At 58.3% G+C, this 24543-nt stretch carries 18 protein-coding genes; 7 read left to right on the forward strand and 11 right to left on the reverse strand.

The window, feature by feature from the left end:
* Positions 1-34: 34 nt before the first annotated feature.
* Both SERAS12_RS23590 and bioH read right to left on the reverse strand, forming a co-directional pair.
* On the reverse strand, positions 35-316 hold the full coding sequence (locus tag SERAS12_RS23590; protein WP_013814852.1) for a YdgH/BhsA/McbA-like domain containing protein: 282 nt from the start codon (positions 314-316) through the stop codon (positions 35-37).
* Positions 317-575: 259 nt separating this feature from the next.
* Positions 576-1358, reverse strand: coding sequence for a pimeloyl-ACP methyl ester esterase BioH (gene bioH, locus SERAS12_RS23595; RefSeq protein WP_013814853.1), 783 nt, complete (start codon positions 1356-1358; stop codon positions 576-578).
* A gap of 42 nt (positions 1359-1400) precedes the next feature.
* On the opposite strand from bioH, the gene gntX reads away from it, so the two are divergent.
* Positions 1401-2084 (forward strand): DNA utilization protein GntX, encoded by a 684-nt coding sequence (gene gntX / locus SERAS12_RS23600; protein WP_013814854.1) that lies wholly within the window; start codon positions 1401-1403, stop codon positions 2082-2084.
* 58 nt (positions 2085-2142) lie between these two features.
* Positions 2143-2718 carry a Fe-S biogenesis protein NfuA gene (nfuA, locus tag SERAS12_RS23605; RefSeq protein WP_012147309.1) on the forward strand — a complete coding sequence of 192 codons (576 nt, stop codon included), beginning with the start codon at positions 2143-2145 and terminating at the stop codon, positions 2716-2718.
* 187 nt (positions 2719-2905) lie between these two features.
* On the opposite strand, the gene malQ is transcribed toward nfuA, so the two are convergent.
* Complete coding sequence (malQ, locus tag SERAS12_RS23610) at positions 2906-4996, reverse strand: 4-alpha-glucanotransferase (RefSeq protein WP_013814855.1); 2091 nt, start codon at positions 4994-4996, stop codon at positions 2906-2908.
* Between the two features lie 9 nt (positions 4997-5005).
* A complete protein-coding gene (gene malP / locus SERAS12_RS23615) occupies positions 5006-7411 on the reverse strand; it encodes a maltodextrin phosphorylase (RefSeq protein WP_013814856.1) in 2406 nt (801 codons plus the stop codon).
* 544 nt (positions 7412-7955) lie between these two features.
* Here malP and malT point away from each other — a divergent pair.
* On the forward strand, positions 7956-10670 hold the full coding sequence (gene malT / locus SERAS12_RS23620) for an HTH-type transcriptional regulator MalT (protein WP_013814858.1): 2715 nt from the start codon (positions 7956-7958) through the stop codon (positions 10668-10670).
* An 83-nt stretch (positions 10671-10753) separates the two neighbouring features.
* A complete protein-coding gene (gene glpE / locus SERAS12_RS23625; protein ID WP_004951393.1) occupies positions 10754-11080 on the forward strand; it encodes a thiosulfate sulfurtransferase GlpE in 327 nt (108 codons plus the stop codon).
* Positions 11081-11114: 34 nt separating this feature from the next.
* Here glpE and SERAS12_RS23630 read toward each other — a convergent pair whose 3' ends face one another.
* From SERAS12_RS23630 to rbsK, 4 genes are all read right to left on the reverse strand, one after another.
* The gene (locus SERAS12_RS23630; RefSeq protein ID WP_013814859.1) at positions 11115-12410 is read right to left on the reverse strand and encodes an MFS transporter; all 1296 of its coding nucleotides are present in this window, start codon (positions 12408-12410) and stop codon (positions 11115-11117) included.
* Positions 12407-12889 (reverse strand): YhcH/YjgK/YiaL family protein, encoded by a 483-nt coding sequence (locus SERAS12_RS23635; RefSeq protein WP_013814860.1) that lies wholly within the window; start codon positions 12887-12889, stop codon positions 12407-12409. The genes SERAS12_RS23630 and SERAS12_RS23635 overlap by 4 nt, the downstream gene beginning before the upstream one ends.
* A 96-nt stretch (positions 12890-12985) precedes the next feature.
* Positions 12986-13909 (reverse strand): dihydrodipicolinate synthase family protein, encoded by a 924-nt coding sequence (locus SERAS12_RS23640; RefSeq protein ID WP_013814861.1) that lies wholly within the window; start codon positions 13907-13909, stop codon positions 12986-12988.
* A gap of 55 nt (positions 13910-13964) precedes the next feature.
* Positions 13965-15176: a ribokinase gene (rbsK, locus tag SERAS12_RS23645; RefSeq protein WP_013814862.1), complete on the reverse strand. Its 1212-nt coding sequence runs from the start codon at positions 15174-15176 to the stop codon at positions 13965-13967.
* A gap of 490 nt (positions 15177-15666) precedes the next feature.
* Here rbsK and glpG point away from each other — a divergent pair, with 490 nt between their 5' ends.
* From glpG to glpD, 3 genes are all read left to right on the forward strand, one after another.
* Positions 15667-16503, forward strand: a complete 837-nt coding sequence (glpG, locus tag SERAS12_RS23650) for a rhomboid family intramembrane serine protease GlpG (RefSeq protein WP_013814863.1) — start codon at positions 15667-15669, stop codon at positions 16501-16503.
* Positions 16504-16539: 36 nt separating this feature from the next.
* Positions 16540-17298 carry a DeoR/GlpR family transcriptional regulator gene (locus tag SERAS12_RS23655; protein ID WP_004930797.1) on the forward strand — a complete coding sequence of 253 codons (759 nt, stop codon included), beginning with the start codon at positions 16540-16542 and terminating at the stop codon, positions 17296-17298.
* 265 nt (positions 17299-17563) lie between these two features.
* Positions 17564-19072, forward strand: a complete 1509-nt coding sequence (gene glpD / locus SERAS12_RS23660) for a glycerol-3-phosphate dehydrogenase (RefSeq protein ID WP_013814864.1) — start codon at positions 17564-17566, stop codon at positions 19070-19072.
* A gap of 42 nt (positions 19073-19114) precedes the next feature.
* On the opposite strand, the gene glgP is transcribed toward glpD, so the two are convergent.
* The 3 genes from glgP to glgC all read right to left on the reverse strand — a co-directional run bounded on the left by glgP (position 19115) and on the right by glgC (position 24534).
* Positions 19115-21562: a glycogen phosphorylase gene (glgP, locus tag SERAS12_RS23665; RefSeq protein WP_013814865.1), complete on the reverse strand. Its 2448-nt coding sequence runs from the start codon at positions 21560-21562 to the stop codon at positions 19115-19117.
* Positions 21563-21706: 144 nt separating this feature from the next.
* Positions 21707-23140, reverse strand: coding sequence for a glycogen synthase GlgA (glgA, locus tag SERAS12_RS23670; protein ID WP_013814866.1), 1434 nt, complete (start codon positions 23138-23140; stop codon positions 21707-21709).
* Between the two features lie 116 nt (positions 23141-23256).
* The gene (gene glgC / locus SERAS12_RS23675) at positions 23257-24534 is read right to left on the reverse strand and encodes a glucose-1-phosphate adenylyltransferase (protein ID WP_013814867.1); all 1278 of its coding nucleotides are present in this window, start codon (positions 24532-24534) and stop codon (positions 23257-23259) included.
* Positions 24535-24543 lie beyond the last annotated feature (9 nt).

Consider the following 24543-nt stretch of genomic DNA (forward strand, 5'->3'; position numbering starts at 1 on the left):
AGTACGAAATGCGCCCCTTGTTAATCAAGAATGATTACTTGTCTTTATACACTTCGGCTGTCGCGCTGAACTTACCGTGTTCGCGGCCGGCAATGATCACGTAATACTGACCGCCTTTTTCATCCGCCAGTTTGGACAGTTCTTCTTTAGCATCCATCGGCGAAGTGGTTTGCGCGGTGGTGGTTACCGTACCGATCTTCTCGTATTTACCCGGATTCTTGTCCAGATCTTCTTTGGTCAGCAAGGTTGCCGCCAGGGAGCTGAAAGACACGGAACCGACGACCAACGCTGCAATAATCATTTTCAAAGATTTCATTACCATACCTCTCAAGGGAACATTTATTTGTTATGAAAGCCGTCCAGGGGTACATGCGTAATAACACCGGCTGCCGTGACATCTTCAGACCTCGTTGCTTTCCCTGACGAGAATCCTTTTCCCAGAGACGAAACGTCAAAGTGAAAAAATCCGCGAGCGGTTTTTCAGTTTTCAGCCAACGCATCCACCCCACTAAGTATCGAACAGGTTTCTTTTTTATCCACTGAGCGGCCATTTCTTTAGCGCTTTATTGTGCGTTTTAGCGCGGAATGCCACCTTCGGTCACAAAGGTGCGGATAATCTCGGCAAATTCATCAGGGTGAGAAATGAAGGGCGCATGAGCCGCTTTCGCCATGACGACCGACGATGAATGCGGCCAACTGACATCCAGTAACCCGGCGACCTTGCGCGGCACCACCCCGTCCAGATACCCGTATATACGCAGCAGCGGCAGGGTCAATTCGGCCATCGACAGGCGTAAATCCGCGGTGCGCAGCATCTCCAGGCCGCCGTTCAGCACCTCGACGCTCGGCATCGGCTGATTCAACACCACCGATTTCAGCAGGCGGGCGTCCTGCCGTGCGCTTGCCGTGCCCAAGGTTTGTAATGCCAGAAAGCGTTCTACGGTGCGCTGGAAGTCCTGACTCAACTGATGCTGAAAACCGCTCAGCACCTCTGGGCGAATCCCCGGCCAGTCGTCCTGCGCGGCAAAACACGGCGAGGAAGCCACGGTGATCAGCCCGCGTACCCGCTGAGGCTGCGTCAGCGCAATCTGGCCGGCCACCAGCCCGCCGAGCGACCAGCCCAACCACCATGCCTGTGGCGGTGCGGCAGCCAGCACGATCTCCGCCATCTGCGCGAGCGACATGCCGCCAAATCCCTGACTGCGGCCATAGCCCGGCAGATCGACCAGATGCAGGCGAAAATGCGGCGTCAGCCGCTCAAGCGTGCAACCCCACACCTCCGCATTCAGTCCCCATCCGTGCAGCAGCACAAGATCGTGCTCACCTTCACCTATTGTTTGCCAGTACAGCGCTGTCATCAGTTATTGTCCTTTCATTCTCATCCGTCAGGGAGGACGGCCATGCTATCAATCCACAGCCGCTGTTGGCTATGCCGGCAGCCATTATGCCTCAGCCGCCACGGCATCTGTAGTTACTGCCTGCGCCATCTGCCGGCCAAACCGCTGTGCTGCCCCTGCTGCGGCCTGCCCGCCGGCGACGCCGCACACCCCTGCGGTCGCTGCCTGCAACGGCCACCGCCCTGGCAGGCGCTGGTGTTCGTCGGCGACTACGTCGCGCCGCTTCGTCAACTGATCAAAAAATTCAAGTTTCAGCACGCGCCGGAACTGGCGCCGCTGCTGGCACGGCTGATATTGCTAAACTGGCAACGGGCACACAGAGAGCAGTATCTGAACAGACCCGATGTGATTTTAGCGGTACCCTTGCAGGCTAAACGTTGCTGGCGACGCGGCTATAATCAGAGCGATCTGCTGGCGCGGCCGCTGGCGCACTGGCTGGGTTGCGATTATCGCCCTGCCGCTCTGAGGCGGGTACGAAAAACCGCTCCACAGCAGCAGTTGCCTGCCCGTATGCGCAGACGCAACCTGCGTGGCGCCTTTCGTTGCCATGAGCCGCTGGCAGGCCGACACGTTGCCCTGTTGGATGATGTGGTGACGACCGGCAGCACGGTGGCGGAAATCACCAGGCTCTTGCTGCGGCAAGGGGCGGCATCGATACAAATCTGGTGCGTTTGCCGCACATTGTAGTGCCACCGCAATGGGCGTATTATAACCGACAATAGAAGTCAACTACTGAGCTAATGCTATGATTCGTATAACAGATACCGCACAGGAACACTTTGCCAAACTGCTGGCAAATCAAGAAGAAGGCACCCAAATCCGCGTATTCGTGATCAACCCGGGTACGCCTACGGCCGAATGCGGTGTCTCTTATTGCCCGCCGGATGCCGTGGAAGCGACAGACACCGAGCTGAAATTCGAAAAGCTGTCCGCCTATATTGACGAGCTGAGCAAGCCTTATCTGGACGACGCCGAAATCGACTTCGTCACCGACCAGTTGGGTTCGCAGCTGACGCTGAAAGCGCCAAACGCCAAAATGCGCAAGGTCGACGACAACGCCCCGCTGATGGAACGCGTTGAATACGTGCTGCAATCGCAGATCAACCCACAGCTGGCAGGCCACGGCGGCCGCGTAACGCTGATGGAAATCACCGACGACAGTTTGGCGATCCTGCAGTTCGGCGGCGGCTGTAACGGCTGTTCAATGGTCGACGTAACACTGAAGGAAGGGATCGAGAAAGAGTTGTTGCAGAAGTTCCCTGAGCTGAAAGGCGTGCGCGATCTGACCGAGCATCAGCGCGGCGAGCACTCTTACTACTGATACCCTTCTTACTTGAAGTTGCAGCGTTGTTGGCTGCATGCGTGCCCCCCCAGTCACTTACCTGAGTAAGCTCCTGGGGATGCAAGCACTCGCCGCCGAGCTGCAACTCCAATTAATTTGGGTATCTATCATAAGAATGAAAGCCAAGGTTCCTATTTCTCGTCTTTAGTACAAGAATTCTTCTCTGTCACCCTACCGACACCTTGCGCCGCCGCTTGTCCAAATCCTTCAGCAGCCGGTTAACTTGCTGATCGGCAAACATCTCCTCAAGCGTTTTGTTCAGTTTACGCCGCCAGTTTGGGTACTGATCGCTGGTGCCGGGAATATTGACCGGTTCTGCCATGTCCAGCCAGTCTTCCGGCTGCAGGCCCAGCAGTGCGCTGGCGCTGTCGGCAACATAGCGCTGTAAGCCACGGTTCAGCAGCGGGCTCATGTTCAGCAACGCCGCCTTCTTGCCCACCTTCTGCGGCACACAGCCATAATGATGCAATCCGTCCAGCAACCCCTGCTTGGCGCGTTCACGATCGGCAAACAATGCTTTCAGGATCTCCGCATCCGGATACAGCCCCAGCTGGTTGCCCAGCTGCAGATCGCCGCTCTGCCAATAACCGCGCAGCGTCGGCAGGTCATGCGTGGTGATGGTCGCCATCGCCTGCACCGGGTAGGCCTGCGGCGCACGGAAGTGGTTCTCGCCGTCACGCTCGAAATACAGCACCTTATAAGAATAGACGCCGCTGTCACGCAGCTTGGCGACAATCTCGACCGGCACGGTACCGAGGTCTTCGCCAATCACCATACAGCGGTGACGCTGGCTCTCCAGCGCCAACACCGCCAACAGGTCATCCACCGGGTATTTCACGTAAGCGCCATGGTCGGCGGTTTCGCCGTAGGGGATCCACCACAGGCGCAGCAGCGCCATTACGTGGTCAATGCGCAGCGCACCGCAACTGGTCATATTGGCGCGCAACAGGTCGATAAACGGCTGGTAACCCCGCGCCGCCATCACGTGCGGATCCATCGGCGGCAGCCCCCAGTTTTGTCCCAGCGGGCCCAGAATGTCCGGCGGCGCGCCAACCGACGCTTTCAGGCAATAAAGATCCGGCTCGCACCAGGTTTCCGAACCGCCTTCCGCCACGCCCACCGCCAAATCACGGTACAGGCCAATCGGCATTTGCTGTTGTTGGCTCAGGCGGAAACAGTCGGCAAACTGGCTGGCGGCCAACCACTGCAACCACAGATAGAAGGTCACCGAATCCTGCTGTTGCCGGCAAAACTGCTTCACTGCGGCGCTGTCGCCCTGCCGATATTGCTCAGGCCAGGCCGGCCAACCCCACAGGCTGCCGTCAGCGGCGGCAAGATGAGCATGCAATGCGTCAAATGCCGCCTGCTGATACAGACTGGCGCCACCGTCGACAACGAACTGCTCGAACGCCTGACGCTGTTCGTCACCGGCTTTACGCCCCTGGAACAACGGGAACGCCAGCTTCAGCGCCGCCAGCTTGAGCTGCGTCACCGTGCTGTAATCCACCTGTTCGCTGCTGCGCGCTTTGGTCAGCTGTTTTTGCGTGGCCGGTTTCAGCCACCATTTTTGCGCCGCATCGCTACGCTGGAACTCTTCCACCGCGTTCACATCGATATACACCACGTTCAGCCAGCGTCGCGATGACGGGCTGTACGGGCTGGCGCTTTCCGGGTTCGCCGGATACAGCGCGTGGATCGGGTTCAGCCCGACAAAAGCGCCTCCCCGTTCTCCAACCTGCTCCACCATCTGCCGCAGATCGCCAAAATCGCCGATACCCCAGTTACGATCGGAGCGCAGGGTGTAAAGCTGGACGCAAGCGCCCCACAGCTTTTGTCCGGTCAGCAGCGCGTCCGGCTCAAAGCAGCGTTTCGGCGCAACAATCAACCGGCACTGCCACTGCCGTTCGTCCTGGGTCAGCGTCAGTTGGTGATAACCCGCCGGCAACTCGCCCGGCAGGGTAAGGGTTTTACGCGCGCTGGCGCGCCCCTGTTGCCGGCCACCGTCTTCACGCAGCAGAGTCCAGAGATACTCGCCGCTGCCCGCAAGCGGCAACGCCACCGGCGCGCCCTGATAGAACACCTTGACCTCCGGCAGCGGCGTCACCGCAGCCTCCAGCGGTGCGGCACTCCGCCCCATGGCCTCCAGCAGCTTGCGCTTGGTCTCCTCCGCGATCGCCTGCTGTTTCCCATGAGCGTTAATATAATCAGCGGCAATACCCGCCTGAGCGGCCGCCTGATCGATGCGCTTGCGATCCATTCGCTCTCCTTAACGCTTGGCTTGCCAGATACGCTGTTGGTAGTCGCGGATCGAACGATCCGAACTGAACATACCGACCCGCGCGGTGTTAAGAATAGTGCGGCGTGTCCATTCGTCCTGGTCACGATACAGCTCATCTACCTGCCGTTGAGCCTGGCAGTACGAAGCGAAGTCGGCCAGCACCAGATAAGGGTCACCGCCTTCCAGCAAGCTGTGCAGCATCATGTCGAAGGCGTGCTTGTCGCCATGGCTGAATGCGCCGCTCGCCAACTCGTCGAGGATCGCCTTCAGGTGTTTGTCCTTCTTGCGGTAGCTGAGCGGGTCGTAGCCTTTGGCCAGCAGCGCCTTCACCTGATCGACGGTATTACCGAAGATAAAGATGTTGTCTTCGCCCACCTGCTCAGCGATCTCCACATTGGCCCCGTCCAGCGTACCGACGGTCAGCGCGCCGTTCAGCGCCAGCTTCATGTTGCCGGTGCCGGACGCTTCTTTGCCGGCGGTAGAGATCTGCTCGGAGATATCCGCCGCCGGGATCATCAATTCAGCGACGGAAACGCGGTAATCAGGAATAAACGCCACTTTCAGCCGATCCTTCACCCGCGGATCGTTGTTGATCATCGCAGCTGCCTGATTGATCGCATAAATGATGTTCTTCGCCAGATAGTAGCCCGGTGCCGCTTTGGCCCCGAACAGGAACACCCGAGGCACGATGTCCAGATTCGGGTTGTCGCGCAGTTGGCGATATAGCGACAGAATGTGCAACAGGTTCAAATGCTGGCGTTTGTATTCGTGCAGGCGCTTGATCTGCACATCGAAAATGGCGTCCGGGTTCAGCGTCAGCCCCATTACGCCGTGCACATAGTTTGCCAAGGCGACTTTGTTATCGCGTTTGATTTGCCGATAACGTTGGCGGAACGCCGCGTCATCGGCATATTTTTCCAGCCCTTTCAGCGCGTCGAGATCGTTGGCCCACTCGACCTTCAGCGTCTCGTCAATCAGCCCCGACAGCGCCGGGTTACACTGTTTCAGCCAGCGGCGCGGCGTGATGCCGTTGGTGACGTTGTGGAATTTGTTCGGCCACAGCTGGTGATATTCCGGGAACAGGTCTTTCACCACCAGGTCGGAGTGCAGCTGCGCTACGCCGTTGACCGCAAAACCGCTGACCACGCATAGATTGGCCATGCGCACCTGTTTGTCATGGTGTACCGCCAGCTTGGCCCACACCGCCTTGTCACCCGGCCAGTGTTTATCCACCAGATTTTTGAAGTTGGCGTTGATCTGCTTGATGATGGAGAAATGACGCGGCAGCAGGCTGCGCACCAGCTTCTCATCCCAACACTCCAGCGCCTCAGGCATCAGGGTGTGGTTGGTGTAGGCAAAGGTGTTGCTGGTGATCGCCCAGGCGGCATCCCATTCCAACTGATGCTCATCCAGCAGAATGCGCAGCATTTCCGGGATGGCGATGGTGGGGTGAGTGTCGTTGAGTTGAATCACTTCATACTTAGGCAGGTCTTCAATCTTGCGGCCGGCCTGATGGTGTTTGCGCAGGATATCCGCCACCGAACAGGCGCACTGGAAATATTGCTGCATCAGGCGCAGACGCTTGCCCGCCTGATGGTTGTCGTTCGGGTACAGTACCTTGGTCAGCTTGGCGGCTTCTACTCCCTGCTTCTCCGCCTGCAGGAATTTGCCGTCGTTGAAATCCCCCAGATCGAACGGGTGCTGATGGGTCGCCTGCCACAGGCGCAGCGGTTGGGTTACGCCATTACGGAAGCCCAGCACCGGCAGATCCCAGGCTTCGCCACGCAGGGTAAACGCCGGGCGCCACAGTTCGCGGCCACCGGGCAGCTTTTCCAGTTTTCCGCCGATACCCACATCCACCGACAGCGCGGCATTGTGCTGGAACCACGGGTAGCTTTCGCGCTGCCAGTTATCCGGCGCTTCTTGCTGCTGACCTTCGCTGAACGACTGGCGGAACAGCCCGTATTGGTAGTTGAGGCCATAACCGGTGGCCGGTTGTTCCACCGTCGCCATCGAATCCAGGAAACAGGCCGCCAGACGCCCCAGCCCGCCGTTGCCCAGTGCCGGATCGGTTTCCTGCTCCAGCAGATCCGCCAGCTTGATATCCTGCTCCGCCAACGCCTGTTCGACGGTGTCGTACCAGCCCAGGTTAATCAGGTTATTCGCCGTCAGGCGGCCAATCAGAAACTCCATCGAAATATAGTTCACATGGCGCAGCGGCTTGGTGCTTTTGCGCGGCGCAGGCTGCGCAGCAAGCTGCTCGGCCAGCGCACGGCTTACCGCCTCCCACCATTGGTGCTGGGTCATCTGTTGTGCAGAACTGAGGCCAAACCGTTGCCACTGACGGGTCAGTGCCGCCAGAAAAGCATCCTTTTTAAGCATAGGCTGTGACATAAGGGAAACTCTCTATCCAGTAAGTGGGTCAAATTACCGTTATCGTGCCGGGGAGAAAGATTGAAGGCATCATCCCGCCCGGGGATTAGCTGGGGAGGAGGATTGGGGCGTAGCTAAAATTGTGATCTCAGGCACTTTTTGACTCCCTTGCATGATGCAAAAAAGCCCGCCGACGAACGCGACGAGCACTGAGAATAAGCAGAAAATCCCCGCCATGAAATTAGCATAGTTAATGCAGCTGATGAAGTTTTGTACATGCATCGACATGCTTTCCCTCAACGGCCTTGCCCGACCGCCTCACAACACCGCAATTGCGCAATGATTTGCCTGCAAACGTAAAAAAGTGTGATCAATAGCAATTTAACTCCAAGCCGAAGATGAACCTTGTTGCAATACGTTTAACGTTGTCAGAAGTTAGGAGGGTGATTAATTACGAGCCATAAAATAATTAGTTTTACTCCGATCCCGGCAGGAGTCGCGATGAAATGAACCCCTTCGGGCAGGCCAACGGCTACGGGAGCCGCGATTTTCACTCTGGAATACTATGCTGATCCCATCAAAACTGAGCCGTCCGGTACGGCTGCAAAATACCGTGATCCGCGATCGCCTGCTGGCCAAATTAGCCGGCACGGCAAACTATCGCCTGACATTGGTTAATTGCCCTGCGGGATACGGAAAAACGACGCTGGTCGCACAATGGGCAGCCGGCAAATCAGATTTGGGCTGGTACTCGCTGGATGAAAGCGACAACCAACCCGAGCGCTTTGCCAGCTACCTGATCGCCGCCTTGCAACATGCCAGCGGCGGCCACTGCGTGAAGAGCGAAGCGTTGAGCCAAAAACATCAGTACGCCAGCCTGTCGGCGCTGTTCGCCCAGTTGTTCATTGAGCTGTCCGACTGGCATCAGCCGCTGTACCTGGTGATTGACGATTACCACCTGATCACCAATGACGTCATCCATGAGGCCATGCGCTTCTTCCTGCGCCACCAGCCGGAAAACCTGACGCTGATCCTGCTGTCCCGTACCCTGCCGCCGCTGGGCATCGCCAACCTGCGCGTGCGCGATCAACTGCTGGAGATGGGCACGCAGCAACTGGCGTTTACCCATCAGGAAGCCAAACAATTCTTCGATTGCCGCCTGGCCGCGCCGATGGAACAGCATGACAGCAGCCGCCTGTGCGATGAAGTCGAAGGTTGGGCCACCGCGTTGCAGCTGATTGCGCTGTCTGCCCGGCAGTCCACCTCGTCTGCACAGCAATCCGCCAAACGCCTGGCCGGTCTGAACGCCAGCCACCTGTCCGATTATCTGGTGGATGAAGTGCTGGATCACGTCGATGCCGGGGCGCGCGCCTTCCTGTTGCGCTGCTCGGTGCTGCGCTCAATGAACGATGCGCTGATCGTGCGCCTGACCGGCGAAGATAACGGCCAGCAACGGCTGGAAGAGCTGGAGCGCCAGGGGCTGTTTATCCACCGCATGGACGACACCGGCGAGTGGTTCTGCTTCCATCCGCTGTTCGCCACTTTCCTGCGCCAACGCTGCCAATGGGAGCTGGCGCTGGAGCTGCCGGGGCTGCACCGCGCCGCCGCCGAAGGCTGGCTGGCATTGGGTTACCCGGCGGAGGCGATTCACCACGCGCTGGCGGCCAGCGACGTCAGCATGCTGCGCGATATCCTGCTGCAACACGCCTGGTCGCTGTTCCATCACAGCGAGCTGGCTCTGCTGGAAGAGTGCCTGAATGCACTGCCGTATGAACGGTTGATCCAAAATCCCAAGCTGGCGCTGTTGCAGGCCTGGCTGGCGCAGAGCCAACACCGCTACATCGAAGTGAACACCCTGTTGGAACGCGCCGAACAGGCGATGCGCGATCAAAAAATCGACGTCGATCGGACCCTGCATGCCGAATTCGACGCCCTGCGCGCACAGGTGGCGATCAACGCCGGCAAGCCGGAAGAGGCCGAACGCCTGGCTACCGAGGCGCTGAAGTTTCTGCCGCTTTCCAGTTATTACAGCCGCATCGTCGCCACCTCGGTAACCGGCGAAGTGCATCACTGCAAGGGCGAGCTGGCCCGTGCGTTGCCGATGATGCAGCAAACCGAGCAGATGGCGCGACGCCATCAAGCCTATCACTACGCGTTGTGGGCGCTGTTGCAACAGAGCGAAATTCTGATTGCCCAGGGTTTCCTGCAGGCCGCCTATGAGACGCAGGACAAGGCTTTTGAACTGGTGCGTGAACAGCATCTGGAACAGTTGCCGATGCATGAGTTCCTGCTGCGTATCCGTTCGCAGATCCTGTGGTCCTGGTCACGGCTGGACGAAGCGGAAGACGCGGCGCGTCAGGGTCTGAAAATTCTGGCCAACTTCCAGCCTCAGCAGCAGCTGCAATGCATCGCCATGCTGGCCAAATGCTCGCTGGCGCGCGGCGATCTGGATAACGCCCATGCGCACCTGCAGCGTTGCGAAGCGCTGCTGCACGGCACTCAATACCATCGCGACTGGCTGACCAACGCCGACAAACCGCGGGTGATCCACTGGCAGATGACCGGCGACACCGCCGCTGCGGCCCAATGGCTGCGCCAAACCGAAAAACCCGGCATGGCGGATAACCACTTTATGCAGGGCCAGTGGCGTAATATCGCCCGGGTGCAAATCATGCTCGGCCAGTACGAAGAAGCCGAAGTGGTGCTGGATGAACTGAACGAAAACGCCCGCCGCCTGCGGCTGGTGAGCGATCTGAACCGCAACCTGCTGCTCAGTAACCAACTTTACTGGCAGATGGAACGTAAAGGCGATGCGCAAAGGGTGCTGATGGAGGCGCTGTCACTGGCCAGCCGCACCGGATTTATCAGCCACTTTGTCATCGAGGGCGAAGTGATGGCGCAGCAGCTGCGTCAGCTGATTCAGCTCAATACGCTACCGGAGCTGGAGCACCATCGGGCTCAACGCATTCTGCGCGACATCAACCAGCATCATCGGCATAAATTCGCGCATTTTGACGAGAACTTCGTCGATAAGCTGCTAACGCACCCGCAGGTGCCGGAACTGATCCGTACCAGCCCGCTGACGCAGCGCGAATGGCAGGTACTGGGGCTGATTTATTCCGGTTACAGCAACGACCAGATCGCCGGCGAGCTGGACGTGGCGGCCACCACCATCAAAACCCATATCCGCAACCTGTATCAGAAGCTGGGCGTGGCCCACCGCCAGGAAGCGGTGCAGCAGGCGCAGCAACTGCTGAAGATGATGGGTTACGGCGCCTAAAAACCACAGCGTTGCTCTGGTCTTAATTGCCGCAGAGTTGGTTACAATGGCGGCATATTCTCATTACAAGGCAGTCAGAAGTCATGGAACAGTTTGAAGCGATCAACGTTGAACAGGCCTACGCGCGTTGGAAAGAAGACAGCGCCGCTCTGGTCGACATCCGCGATCCGCAGAGTTTTGAAGCCGGGCACACGCCGGGCGCGTTTCACCTCACCAACGCCAGCCTGCAAACATTCATGCAGCACAACGACTTTGACCGGCCGGTGATGGTGATGTGCTACCACGGCAACAGCAGCCGCAGCGCGGCGCAATACCTGCTGAATCAGGGGTTTGATGCGGTATACAGCATTGATGGCGGCTTTGAAGCCTGGGCACGTCAGTACCCGCAGGACGTTGAAACTTCAGCGTAAAAAATCAGGGCGCATCCTGCGCCCTCTTCCTTTGCTACTCCACCGCCACCATCGGCCGTTTGACAAACAGGCCGTAGCTGAACGCCCCCAGCATCAGCAAACCCGCCCCCAACAAGAACACGTTGGTGAACTGCCCGGTCAGGTCGAGGATCACCCCGGTGACAATCGGCGCCATCGCCGCACCGAGGAAACCGCCAAAGTTCTGAATCGCCCCCAACGAAGCCACCTGCTGTTTCGGTGCGATATCCGTCGCCAGCGTCCAGATCACGCCGGAAGGCAGTTGCGAGAAGAAATACCCCAGCGACAGCAATAAAATGCACAGCGGCGTACTGTCGACAAAGGCGATCGGCGCCACGCAGCAGGCTGCCAGCGCAGCACCGCAAACGATCGGGATCTTGCGTGCGGTGATCGCTTTCACCCCACGGCGGATCAAACGATCGGAAATCGCCCCGCCGCACAATACCCCCAGAATGCCGGCAAAGAACGGGATCGACGCGATCCAACCGGTCTGTTTCAGACTAAAGCCCAGCGAATTCTCCAGATAGCTCGGCAGCCAGGTCAGGTAAACCCAGATGGTGAACATGATGGAAAAGTTGCCCAAAATCATGAACCAGGTCGTTTTATGGCGGAACAGCGAACCCCAGCTCCCACCCTGCTGCTGGCTGACGGCTTTTGCCGCCGCACGTTTTTCGGCGTGGATCATCGCCTCTTCCCGCGCCGTCGGATCACGGTAAAACTTCAGCCAGGCCAGCATCAGCGGAATGCCCGCCAGACCAATGGCGATAAACATGCCGCGCCAGCCGAGCGTCAGCAACAGCACGGTGAGGATCGGCGGAGCGATGGCGTTGGCAATCTGCGAACCGGTGTTGATGATCGAAGTAGGCAGACCACGCTCTTTCTCCGAGAACCAGCGATGGGTGATCTTGATCCCCGACGTGAAAAACGGGGATTCCGATACGCCCAGCAGCATCCGTAGGCCATAGAACATCGAGTAGCTGTTGACGAACGCCGCCATCACGGTAAATGCCGACCACAATCCCAGCGCCCAGGAGAACATTTTCTTCGGCCCCAGTTTGTCCACCAGCCAGCCGGCGGGCAGGTTGGCGAGCGCGTAAGGCCACAAAAACGCCGACAGCAGCAGGCCCATTTCGGTCGAGGAAAAACCAAACTCCCGGGCAATAGTGGTATTGGCGATGCTCAGGTTGGCCCGATCGAGATAGTTCACCACCGCGGCAATCAACAGGATCAGGATAATGCCCCAACGCAAACGGGAGATCGGCGCCGCCGGTACGGCGGCCGATGAATGCAGCGCAGAAGTCGCCTCTTTCATGATTGCGGCTCCGTAAACAGGCTGAGGTGAATTTTAATCACGGCTTTGCGGATAAAAGACTCACCGTGGGTTTGGCAGCAAGGGCGATGCAGATCGTGCGGGAAAAATACCGCAAAGGTACCGGGCAACAGCGAAACCGCCATTTCATTTTGCACCTGTTGGTAAAACACGATGTCGTGGTGGCGCCGCTCTTCCGCCACAGGTTCATCGCCCCGGCGGCGCGCCACGCCGATAGTTTCTTCCCCCTGCAACAGGTACTGCACGTCAACGTAGTCAAAGTGCGACTCAGGGCGCATTTGCTGCGCCGGCACGGTGCTCATCTCCTGCAGCAGGCAAAACATCTTGCCGGGAATAATGTCGATTTTACCGGGTTGCAGCTTGGCAAAATCAGTGCGTTCGATAAACGCGATGGCCTGGTGAATCATCGGATGAAACGCGTGTTTTTCCCGCGCCCAGTCCTGCAGATCGCAAAGCATCATGATGGTGTTCCCCTTGTAGTGATAGTTTTAGCGGGTGTGGTAGGTACAGTGGTGTTGTTGAACGGCGGGAGGATGTCGCCATCTTCCCGCACAGCCTTAACCGGCAATTTTTTGCTGGTAGAACCCGGTACCGCTGCGGATTTGATCCAGCAGCACGCTCAGCCCCCAGAATTTCTCCAGCACGTCGTCCTGGTTTACCCGGCACAGCTCGCTGTCGAAAGTGCCCAATCGCTGGTGATAGATCTTGGCGTTTTTCGGATAACCCAGCGTCTCCGTGACCGCCGCCAACGACAGGAAGGTCGCCAGTTCCTGCGCCAGCTCAGGCCGCTGCGCGCCGTGGTGATACAGCCAGTGGTACAGCTCCGGGTGGAAATTGGTGAATACCCCGCTGAACCCTTTGGATCCGGCCTGCATCGCCGGCCAGGCGATAGCGGCGTTGGCATTGATGATATTCAGCGGCGTCCCTGCGGTTAATGCCACCCGACGCGTCACGGTCGGCAGACAGCAACTGACGTCTTTCAGCACGACAAAGCGGCCGCTGTCGGCGCAATAGCTCAGTTCTTCATCGCTCAGCAAACGGCGGTAAGGCGCCGGACATTCGTACAGGCCAAGCGGCATGCTAACCGGCAACGCCGCCAGCAGGCTGTCCAGCGTGGCGAAAAATGCCGCGCTGCCCTGGCGTTGCGGGTCAAGATGGTTGGTCACCAGCACCAGCGCGTCGATGCCGGTTTGCGCCATCGCCTGCAGCTCTTCAATTTGCTGCTCCAGCGCGTCGCTGATATGGCCGGAAGCGATAACCGGCACCCGGCCGTCCACCCGCTGCACTACAAAACGCGCCAGCTCAACCCGTTCCGCCAGGCTGAGGAACTGCATCTCGCTGGACTGACAGACGGCGAACAACGCATCGACGCCGCGCTGCAAATACCAGTCGATCAGGCGTGCCAGGCCAGGATAGTCAATCTCGTTGCGAGCGGTAAACGGCGTTAGCATTACCGGCACAATGCCCTCGATGTTCTTCATTTTTGCTCCTCATACCGCGCTGACGCGGCAGACAATGGTGTTGTTTGATTAGGGATCAGCGCTGGCTCAGACGAGCCACCACCTGTTGATGTTGCGGCATGTTGGACGCCCCTTCTCTTTCCACCGCCAGTGACGCAAAGGCGGCGGCATAGGTTGCCGCCTGGGCAATCGTTTGCCCGGTGGCGATAGCCGCAGCGAAGGCGCCGTTGAACGCATCTCCCGCGCCGGTGGTATCGACGCTCAACGCCGGGAACGCGGGAATGTGCTGGAACTGCGAACCTTCGAGGATCATCGCTCCACGCGCGCCCATGGTGATGATGACCCGTCGGGCGCCCAGCCCGGCGATACGCTGCGCCGCCTCTTTGGCGCTGTTCAGATCCGTGACCTCCACGCCGGACAGCAGCGAGGCCTCGGTTTCATTCGGGGTGATCACATCGACATATTCCAGGCATTGCAGCGCGTCGGCGGAGTAAGGCGCAGGATTGAGGATCACCCGGATCCCCAACGCATTAGCCAGCTTCATCGCGTTCAACGTGGCGTTAAAGTTATTCTCCAGCTGCACCAGCAGAACCTCTGCGCCGGCCAGTTCCGGGGCAATTGCAGCCACTTCTTCGTCGGTGATGGTTTTATTCGCGCCGGAATAAATGGCGATCATGTTCTCGCCGTCCTGCTGCGAAACATAAATGATGGCATTGCCGGTCGGCTCGGTTTCCGACTGGTATAAAGTGAACGAGTGGATTTCCGACGCAGAGAGGTGGTCGAAAGCGAACTGACTGAACTGATCTTTGCCGACTTTGGACACGAAATGCACCAGAGCGCCGGCCCGGCTGGCGGCCATCGCCTGATTGGCCCCCTTGCCGCCGGGGCCGAGCGTACTGCCGAGCGCCAGCAGCGATTCGCCGCCTTTGGGAAAGCGCGCCACCCTGGCGACGATATCGACATTGAATGACCCCAGAATACAGACCTTGCCTCGCATGTTTTTTCCTCTCTCCGGCTCCTGCGCCTTTCTTTTCTGGCTTTCCAGGCGCCTTAACAGCACTTCGAACGTGCCGTCGGTTTCGGTAATTAATTTGGCCTGCAGGCTGCGGCGGATGACGATCGCGCCGCCGTGGCAGCGCTGCACTAACCCCAGTTGCGCCAGCACGTTTAAATCGCTGCGGATGGTTTCTTTGGTCACTGCAAAAGACGTGGCCAGGTACGCCACGCTAACGCGTTCATATTTATCCAGATAATCCAGGATGTTATTGCGTCGTTCTTCGAGAAACATAGTCACCTCAGCACCTGTTTTTGAGAGTAAGGGACCCCCAATGGTTAAAAAGTGACTGTGATCATATGTTGCAGGGCTAAACGGAAGTAAACAAAAATCGCTGCAATATTCGCCGGCCCATGGCGGGCAAACAGCGGGATTGATGAGCCGCCACAGGGCCGTTAGTGGGTGTTTTTACTGGTTTTTCGCAGATCCCTTGCCTGCGTTCAAGATTTCAACGGTATAATCAGCCGTCAACGCCGTCGGCGGCAAACCGACGGTCCAACTTATCTTTACCCTATGAATTTCAAGCTGCGGCCAGGCGGCAAGGGTGTAAATCCCCTGGAGCTTACTCAGGTAAGTGACTGGGGTGACAAATCTGCCGGGAGCAGATTTGAACGCTGCTTGCAGCGGCCCCCTCAGTTACGTGGCCCATAAACGGGCCACGTAACTGAATGCAGCCAACAACGCCGTGGCTTGAAAGGCGACGGGTATATGAAACGGAATATCTATGGTTCGAGTAATCGCCGTATCCAACCCCCGCCTGGCTCAAGCCTTTGTCGACTACATGGCGACACAGGGCATTGAACTTAGCGTGCACAATACCGGCGAGGCAGCGGAAATCTGGCTGGCTGACGACAGCCATCTGGAGCAGGTACAGCACGAGTTGCAGCAGTTCCTGGTCGATCCGCTCAACCGCCGCTATCAGGCCGCCAGTTGGGAAACCGGCAACACCGCCGCCGATCTGCACTACCCAGGCTACTCCTATCTGCAAACCCTGCGCAGCAAGGCCGGGCCGCTGACGCTGGGCGTGATGGTGCTGTGCATTGCGGTGTACATCCTGATGCAGGCGATGGGCGATGACACCGTGATGTACTGGCTCTCCTGGCCGCAAGACAGCAGCCAATACCCGCAGCTGTGGCGCTGGGTCAGCCACGCGTTTTTGCATTTTTCGCTGCTGCACATCACCTTTAACCTGCTGTGGTGGTGGTATCTCGGCGGCCCGCTGGAAAAACGCCTCGGCACCGGTAAGCTGTTCGTGCTGGCGGTGGTATCGGCCTTCTTCAGCGGTTGGGCGCAGTCACTGTTCAGCGGCGCGTTGTTCGGCGGCCTGTCCGGCGTGGTCTATGCGCTGATGGGCTACAGCTGGCTCAGCGGCGAACGGGCACCGGAACGCGGCCTGATGCTGCCGCGCGGCCTGATGGTATTTTCAGTACTCTGGCTGGTGGCCGGGTATTTCGATATTTTAGGAATGTCGATCGCTAACGCGGCACACGTGGCCGGTTTAGTGTTAGGGTTATTGATGGCATTTTGGGACACGCGTCATCGCGCGCACAACGAACAATAACAGCCAGGTACAAGCCAGGCGTTTTAGGGGATTATCGTGAAGCAAACACAGCGTCATGACGCAATTATCGAGCTGGTGCGCCTGCAGGGCTATGTCAGTACGGAAGAACTGGTCGAACATTTTGACGTCAGCCCGCAAACGATTCGCCGTGATTTGAATGACCTTGCCGATCAGAACAAAATTCAGCGCCACCACGGCGGCGCTGCATTGCCTTCCAGCTCGGTCAACGCCGCCTATAACGATCGCAAAGTGATGTGGTCGGAAGAGAAAGCGCGTATCGCCCAACGCGTCGCCAGCCAGATCCCCGACGGCGCCACGTTGTTTATCGATATCGGTACCACGCCGGAAGCGGTCGCTCACGCGCTGATGAACCACAAAAACCTGCGCGTGGTGACCAATAACCTGAACGTCGCCACCCTGCTGACCGCCAAGGAAGATTTCCGCCTGATCCTGGCCGGCGGTGAAGTGCGCACCCGCGACGGCGGCATCATGGGCGAGGCCACGCTGGACTTTATCTCCCAGTTCCGGCTCGATTACGGCATTCTCGGCATCAGCGGCATCGACATGGATGGCTCGCTGCTCGAATTCGACTACCATGAAGTGCGCACCAAACGCGCAATTATCGAAAACTCGCGCTGCGTGATGCTGGTGACCGACCATTCCAAATTCGGCCGTAATGCGATGGTCAACCTCGGCAATATGAACCTGATCGACTACCTGTTTACCGACCAGTTACCGCCGCCGAGCGTGATGAAAATCATCGAACAGTACGACGTGCAGCTCGAGCTGTGCTGATCTCCGCCCTTCTCGTCTAACCCAAGGGGCGCAGCCTACCGCGCCGTCACCCCCGCCGTTTTTACCTGGGTTCAGCCTGCTGAGCCCGGCATTGCCTGCCGGAATATCCCTTTTCTTTGTATAACTACTATCACCAAACTGTTACCTCTATCACGCCTAAATGTTTTTGTTTGGTTAAGTCTTGGCTTGTTTGTTGGTTTTTGATTACAATCATGAGCGAAAACGAACATGAAAGAGCTATTTCGAACATCTGGAGGAAGTTGACGTGGAAACCAAAGACTTGATCGTTATCGGTGGCGGCATCAACGGTGCCGGCATCGCGGCGGATGCTGCCGGGCGCGGGCTGTCCGTACTGCTACTGGAAGCGCAAGACTTGGCCTGCGCTACGTCTTCCGCCAGTTCCAAACTGATCCACGGCGGCCTGCGCTACCTGGAACACTACGAATTCCGCCTGGTGAGCGAAGCGCTGGCCGAGCGTGAAGTGTTGCTGAAGCTGGCGCCGCACATCGCGTTCCCCATGCGTTTCCGCCTGCCGCACCAGCCGCATCTGCGCCCGGCCTGGATGATCCGCATCGGCCTGTTCCTGTACGATCACCTGGGCAAACGCACCAGCCTGCCGGGCAGCAAGAGTTTGCGATTTGGACCAGAATCGGTACTTAAGCCTGATCTGAAGCGCGGTTTCGAATATTCCGACTGCTGGGTGGATGATGCCCGCCTGGTGGTGCTGAACGCACAGGAAGTGGAAAAACGCGGCGGTGAAGTACGCACCCGCACCAAAGTGACCCGTGCATGGCGTGAAAACGGCCTGTGGATGGTGGAAGCGGTTGACGTCGACAGCGGTAAAACCTTTACCTGGCGCGCCAAGGGCCTGGTCAACGCCACCGGCCCTTGGGTGAAACACTTCTTCGACGACGGCCTGAAGCTGAAATCCCCGTACGGCATCCGCCTGATCAAAGGCAGCCATATCGTGGTGCCACGTGCTCACAACCAGCCGCAGTCCTATATTCTGCAAAACGAAGACCACCGCATCGTATTCGTGATCCCGTGGAATGACGAATTCTCGATCATCGGCACCACCGACGTGGAATACCACGGCGATCCGAAAGACGTGAAGATCGACGATAACGAGATCGACTACCTGCTGAAAGTGTACAACGACCACTTCAAGAAGCAGTTGGGCCGTGACGACATCGTCTGGACCTACTCCGGTGTGCGTCCGCTGTGCGATGACGAATCCGATTCGCCGCAGGCGGTGACCCGCGACTACACGCTGGACGTGCATGACGAGCAGGGCAAAGCGCCGCTGCTGTCGGTGTTCGGCGGTAAACTGACCACCTATCGCAAGCTGGCTGAACATGCGATGGAAAAACTGGCGCATTACTACCCTGGCTGCGGCCCGGCGTGGACCAAAAACGGTTCGCTGCCCGGCGGCGACATCGGTGGCGATCGCGACAGCTATGCCGCCAAACTGCGCCGCGAACACGGCTGGTTGCCGGAATCCCTGGCGCGCCGCTACGCCCGCACCTACGGCAGCCACAGCGAGCTGATCCTGGCGAATGCCAACGGCCTCAGCAGCCTGGGCGAAGAGTTTGGTCACGGCCTGTATGAAGCCGAACTGCGCTATCTGGTAGAGAAAGAGTGGGTGGTCGAGCTGGAAGACGCCATCTGGCGCCGCACCAAGCTGGGTATGTGGCTGGATGATGCGCAGCAGGCGCGGGTGAAAGCCTGGCTGGCGCAACACACGAAAACGAAAACGCTCTCTCTGGCTTCCTGAGCCATTGAATGTGAAAAGGGCCGGATATCCGGCCCTTTGGCATTACAGCTTGATCGGTTTGATGTGCCAGATTTCGTCCGCATACTCCTGAATGGTGCGGTCGGAAGAAAAATACCCCATGTTGGCGATATTCAAGATCGCCCGCCGCGTCCAGTCATCCTGATTGCGGTACACCTCATCCACCTTGTCCTGCGTATCCACATAGCTGCGGTAATCGGCCAGTAACTGGTAGTGATCGCCCAAATTCACCAGCGAATCAAACAGATTGCTGTAGCGCTTTGGCTCCTCCGGGCTGAATACGCCGGTGGCGATCTGGGTCAGCGCCTGATGCAGTTCGGGATCTTGCTCATAGTACAGATGCGGGTTGTAGCCGTTGCGGCGCAACTCTTCCACCTGCTCGGCGGTATTGCCGAAGATAAAGATGTTCTCTTCACCCACATGCTCCAGCATCTCTACGTTGGCGCCGTCCAACGTGCCGATGGTCAGCGCGCCGTTAAGGGCGAACTTCATGTTGCTGGTGCCCGACGCCTCGGTGCCCGCCAGCGAGATCTGCTCGGAAAGGTCCGCCGCCGGAATGATCAACTGCGCCAGACTGACGCTGTAGTTCGGAATAAATACGACCTTCAACTGGGTGTGCACGCGCGGATCGTTATTGATCACCTTCGCCACATCGTTGATCAGGCGAATGATCTGCTTAGCCGCATAATAGGCCGACGCCGCTTTGCCGGCGAAGATCACGACCCTCGGCACGCGCTCGGTCTCCGGATCCTGCAACAGGCGGTTATACAGCGTGATCACGTGCAGTACATTGAGCAGTTGCCGTTTGTACTCATGAATGCGTTTGATCTGCACATCGAACAACGCATCCGGGTTGACTACCACATTCAGGGTTTTGGCGATGTACTTCGCCAACCGCTCCTTGTTTTGCCGTTTGGCAGCCTGAACCGCCTGCAGAAAACTGGGGAAATCGATGTTGGCTTTGAGCTCGCTCAGTTGGCTAAGATCGGTGCGCCAGGTCTGGCCAATGCTGTCGTCAAGCACGGCGGAAAGCGGCCGGTTGGCCAACCCCAGCCAGCGGCGCGGCGTGACGCCGTTGGTTTTGTTGCAGAAACGATCGGGGAAAATGCGCGCAAAGTCGGCAAACAGCGATTGCACCATCAGCTCGGAATGCAGTGCGGAAACCCCATTGACCTTATGGCTGGCCACCACCGCCAGCCACGCCATGCGCACCCGGCGGCCATTGGTCTCGTCAATGATCGACACCCGCGCCAGCAGCTCGTTGTCGCCCGGCACCACTTCCTGCACGTGCTTGAGGAAGTGATCATTGATCTCGAAGATCAACTGCAAGTGACGCGGCAGGATCCGGCCGATCATGTCCAGCGGCCAGGTCTCCAGCGCTTCGCTCATCAGCGTGTGGTTGGTGTAGGAGAATACCTGCTCCACGACGGCCCAGGCGTCGAGCCAACTGAACTTGTGATCGTCGATCAGCCGATGCATCAGTTCGGGGATAGACAACACCGGGTGAGTGTCATTCAGGTGAATGGCAATCTTGTCCGCCAGATTGTCGAAGGTTTTATGCATCATCCAGTGGCGGTTGAGGATATCCTGCACCGTGGCCGACACCAGGAAATACTCCTGCCGCAACCGAAGCTCGCGCCCGGAATAGGTGGAGTCGTCCGGGTACAATACGCGCGATACGTTCTCCGAGTGGTTTTTATCCTCAACCGCCGCGAAATAATCACCCTGATTGAATTTACCGAGGTTGATTTCGTTACTGGCCTGGGCGCTCCACAGCCGCAGCGTGTTGGTGGCGTCGGTATCAAAACCGGGGATCACCTGATCGTAAGCGATGGCCAACACCTCTTCGGTTTCCAGCCACCGCGTCTTGGCGCCTTCCTGCTGAATTCGCCCGCCGAAGCGCACCTTATATCGGGTGTTGTGGCGCGGGAACTCCCACGGATTGCCGTATTCCAGCCAGTAGTCCGGTGACTCCATCTGCTGGCCGTTAACGATGTTCTGCTTGAACATGCCGTATTCGTAGCGGATGCCGTAGCCGCGCCCCGGCAGCGCCAGCGTCGCCAGCGAATCGAGGAAACAGGCCGCCAGCCGCCCCAGACCACCGTTGCCCAGCCCCGGATCGTTCTCTTCCTCCAGCAATTCACCGAGACTCAGCCCCATTTCATTCAACGCGTCATCGATATCCTGGTATATCCCCATCGACAGCAGCGCGTTGGAGAGCGTGCGTCCGAGCAGAAACTCCATCGACAGGTAATAGACCTGCCGCACGTCCTGGGAAAGCTGGGCGCGGTTGGAACGCAGCCAGCGTTCCACCATGCGGTCGCGCACCGCAAACAGCACGGCGTTCAGCCAGTCATGCTGGTTGGCGATAGCCGGATCCTTGCCGACAATAAACATCAACTTATAGGCGATGGAATGTTTCAGCGCTTCAACACTGACCGTGGGTGAGGTGTAACTAATCGGTGAAGTCATAGTGATCCCAAGTGAGTTGTTACAACAAGCGTTGATATACCCAAAATAATTGGCGCTGCATCAAGGCGGCAAGGGAACTTATCCCGAATCACTTACTTCAGTAAGTGATTCGGGTAAGTGAGTGCAGCCAACACAGAGGCAGCGTCAAGTATGACGGGAATAAAGTGACAGATAAGCCTTTGCCGCTATCTGCCAGCCAAAATCCACGCTCATGGCGTGGCGCTGTACGTGACGCCAATGCTTCGGCCTGCTCCACAGCACCATGGCACGCCGGATGGCGTTGCCCAGTGCGCCGGCATCACAATCATCGAACACAAATCCGCTGGCGGTGCCGTCGGCCAGATTCTCCAGCGCGCAGTCCACCACCGTATCCGCCAGCCCGCCGGTGCGGCGCACCAGGGGCAGCGTGCCGTATTTCAAGCCGTAGAGTTGGGTCAGTCCGCAGGGTTCGAAGCGGCTCGGCACCATGATCACATCGGCGCCGCCGATAATCCGGTGCGAGAACGCCTCGTGATAACCAATCTGTACGCCGACCTGTTCCGGATAGTCGGCGGCAGCGGCCAGAAACGCCTGCTGCAACACCGCATCGCCGGCCCCTAACAGCGCCAGTTGGCCGCCCTGCTCCAGCAGCGCCGGCAACGCTTCCAACACCAGATCCAGACCTTTCTGGTTGGTCAGGCGGCTCACCACCGCAAACACCGGCAGCGACTCGTCCACCTTCAGGCCCATCGCTTTTTGCAGGTGCAGCTTGTTCTTGGTCTTGTTCTTCAGATCGTCAGCATCGTAGCGGGCGGTCAAGCGCGGATCGTGGGACGGATCCCAAATATTGTCGTCCACGCCGTTAAGAATACCGCTCAGCCGCCCCTGCCGCTGACGTTCCTGCAACAACCCTTCCATGCCGCAACCGAACTCCGGCCGGGTGATTTCCCGCGCGTAGGTCGGGCTGACGGCGGTGATATGGTCGGCGTAATACAGCCCGGCTTTCAGGAACGACATCTGGCCGTAAAACTCCAGGCCGTAAACGTTGTAAAACGAAGGCGGAAGCCACAGTTCAGCCACGTGATGGGCGGAGAACAGTCCCTGATAGGCCAGATTGTGCACGGTGAAAATCGAACGCGCCGGGTGGCCGTTGGCCGCCAGATAGGCACAGGCCAGGCCGGCGTGCCAGTCATGGGCGTGCACCACCTGCGGCCGCCAGTAGCGGTCCAACCCCTTGGCCAACTCACAGGCGATCCAGCCCAACAGGGCAAAACGCCGATGGTTGTCGGAATAGGCATTCATCGACTGGTCGTGATAGGGGCTGCCCGGCCGGTCATACAGCCAGGGGGCGTCAATCAGGTAGATGCCCACGCCATGATAGGTACCGTAGCGCAGGCCGACCCGGCCGGCGAACGAATCGATTTCCGCCACCAGAACGGAGTCCGGTATACCATTACGCACGTCAGGAAAAGCGGGCAAGAGCACCCGAACGTCGCCGCCCTCGGCAATTTGAGCCGCCGGTAATGCGCCAACCACGTCTGCGAGCCCCCCGGTTTTCAACAGAGGGAACATTTCAGAACATACGTGTAAAACCTGCATTATCACTCCTGAAGTCGGCAAAGAAGCAGGCTTGCCGCTGTTGTAAATTCCGCGTTTTGCAAGCCATCAGTCTATTCACAAGGCGGCGGTATCATCGTTCCACCGACAACCTTAACTCACAACTTTGACAGCATTTCGCGCGTCACCAGCACAATGCCGCCTTCCGAGCGATAAAAGCGTTTGCTGTCCTCATCGGCGTTTTCGCCAATCACCATGCCCTCGGGAATGTGGCAGGCGCGGTCAATGATGCAGCGCCGCAGACGGCAAGAGCGACCGACGTTTACGTCCGGCAGCAATACGGTAGAGTCGATGGTACAAAACGAGTTCACCCGCACCCGCGGGAACAGCACCGAATGCACCACCACCGAACCTGAGACGATACAGCCGCCGGACACCAGCGAATTCATGGTCATGCCGTGGCTGCCGGATCGGTCCTGCACGAACTTGGCCGGCGGCAGCGGCTCCATATGGGTGCGGATCGGCCAGGCGCGGTCATACATGTCCAGTTCCGGCGTCACCGAGGCCAGATCGAGGTTGGCGCGCCAGTAGGCTTCCAGCGTGCCTACATCGCGCCAGTACGGCGGCAGATCGGTATTGGAGGTGACACAAGACAGCGTGAACGGGTGCGCCCACGCCGCTTTCTGAGCGGTGATTTTCGGGATCAGATCCTTGCCGAAATCGTGGGTGGAGCCGGGGGTCGACATATCCTCTTCCAGCAGTTGGAACAGATAGTCGGCGTTAAAGATGTAGATCCCCATGCTGGCCAGCGACATCTCCGGGTTACCCGGCATTGGCGGCGGATTGCTCGGTTTTTCCAGGAACTCGAGGATCAGATCGTTCTCATCGACTTCCATCACGCCGAATTCGCTGGCCTCATCGCGCGGTACCGGCAAGCAGGCCACCGTGCATTGCGCGCCCTTTTCGACGTGATCGATCAGCATGCGCGAGTAATCCATCTTGTAGATGTGATCGCCCGCCAGGATCACCACATACTCGGCATCGTAGCGGCGAATGATGTCCAGGTTCTGGTACACCGCATCCGCCGTGCCCTTGTACCAGTGCTCGGTACTGAGGCGTTGCTGGGCCGGCAGCAGATCGACAAATTCGTTCATCTCTTCATTGAGAAACGACCAGCCGCGCTGAATATGCTGTACCAGGGTATGGGACTGATACTGGGTGATCACGCCGATACGGCGGATACCCGAATTCAGGCAGTTCGACAGGGCAAAATCAATGATGCGGAACTTACCGCCAAAGTGGACGGCAGGCTTGGCACGGGTTGAGGTTAAATCTTTCAAGCGCGAACCGCGGCCGCCGGCCAGAATCAGAGCAACGGACTTAATCGGCAGTTGGCGCGCCAACATCAGGGGGTCTTTATTTTCAAACCTAACCATAGCTGACTC

Origin of the sequence: Serratia sp. AS12, from assembly GCF_000214195.1 — a bacterium.
GTDB classification, from domain to species: Bacteria; Pseudomonadota; Gammaproteobacteria; order Enterobacterales; family Enterobacteriaceae; genus Serratia; species Serratia plymuthica.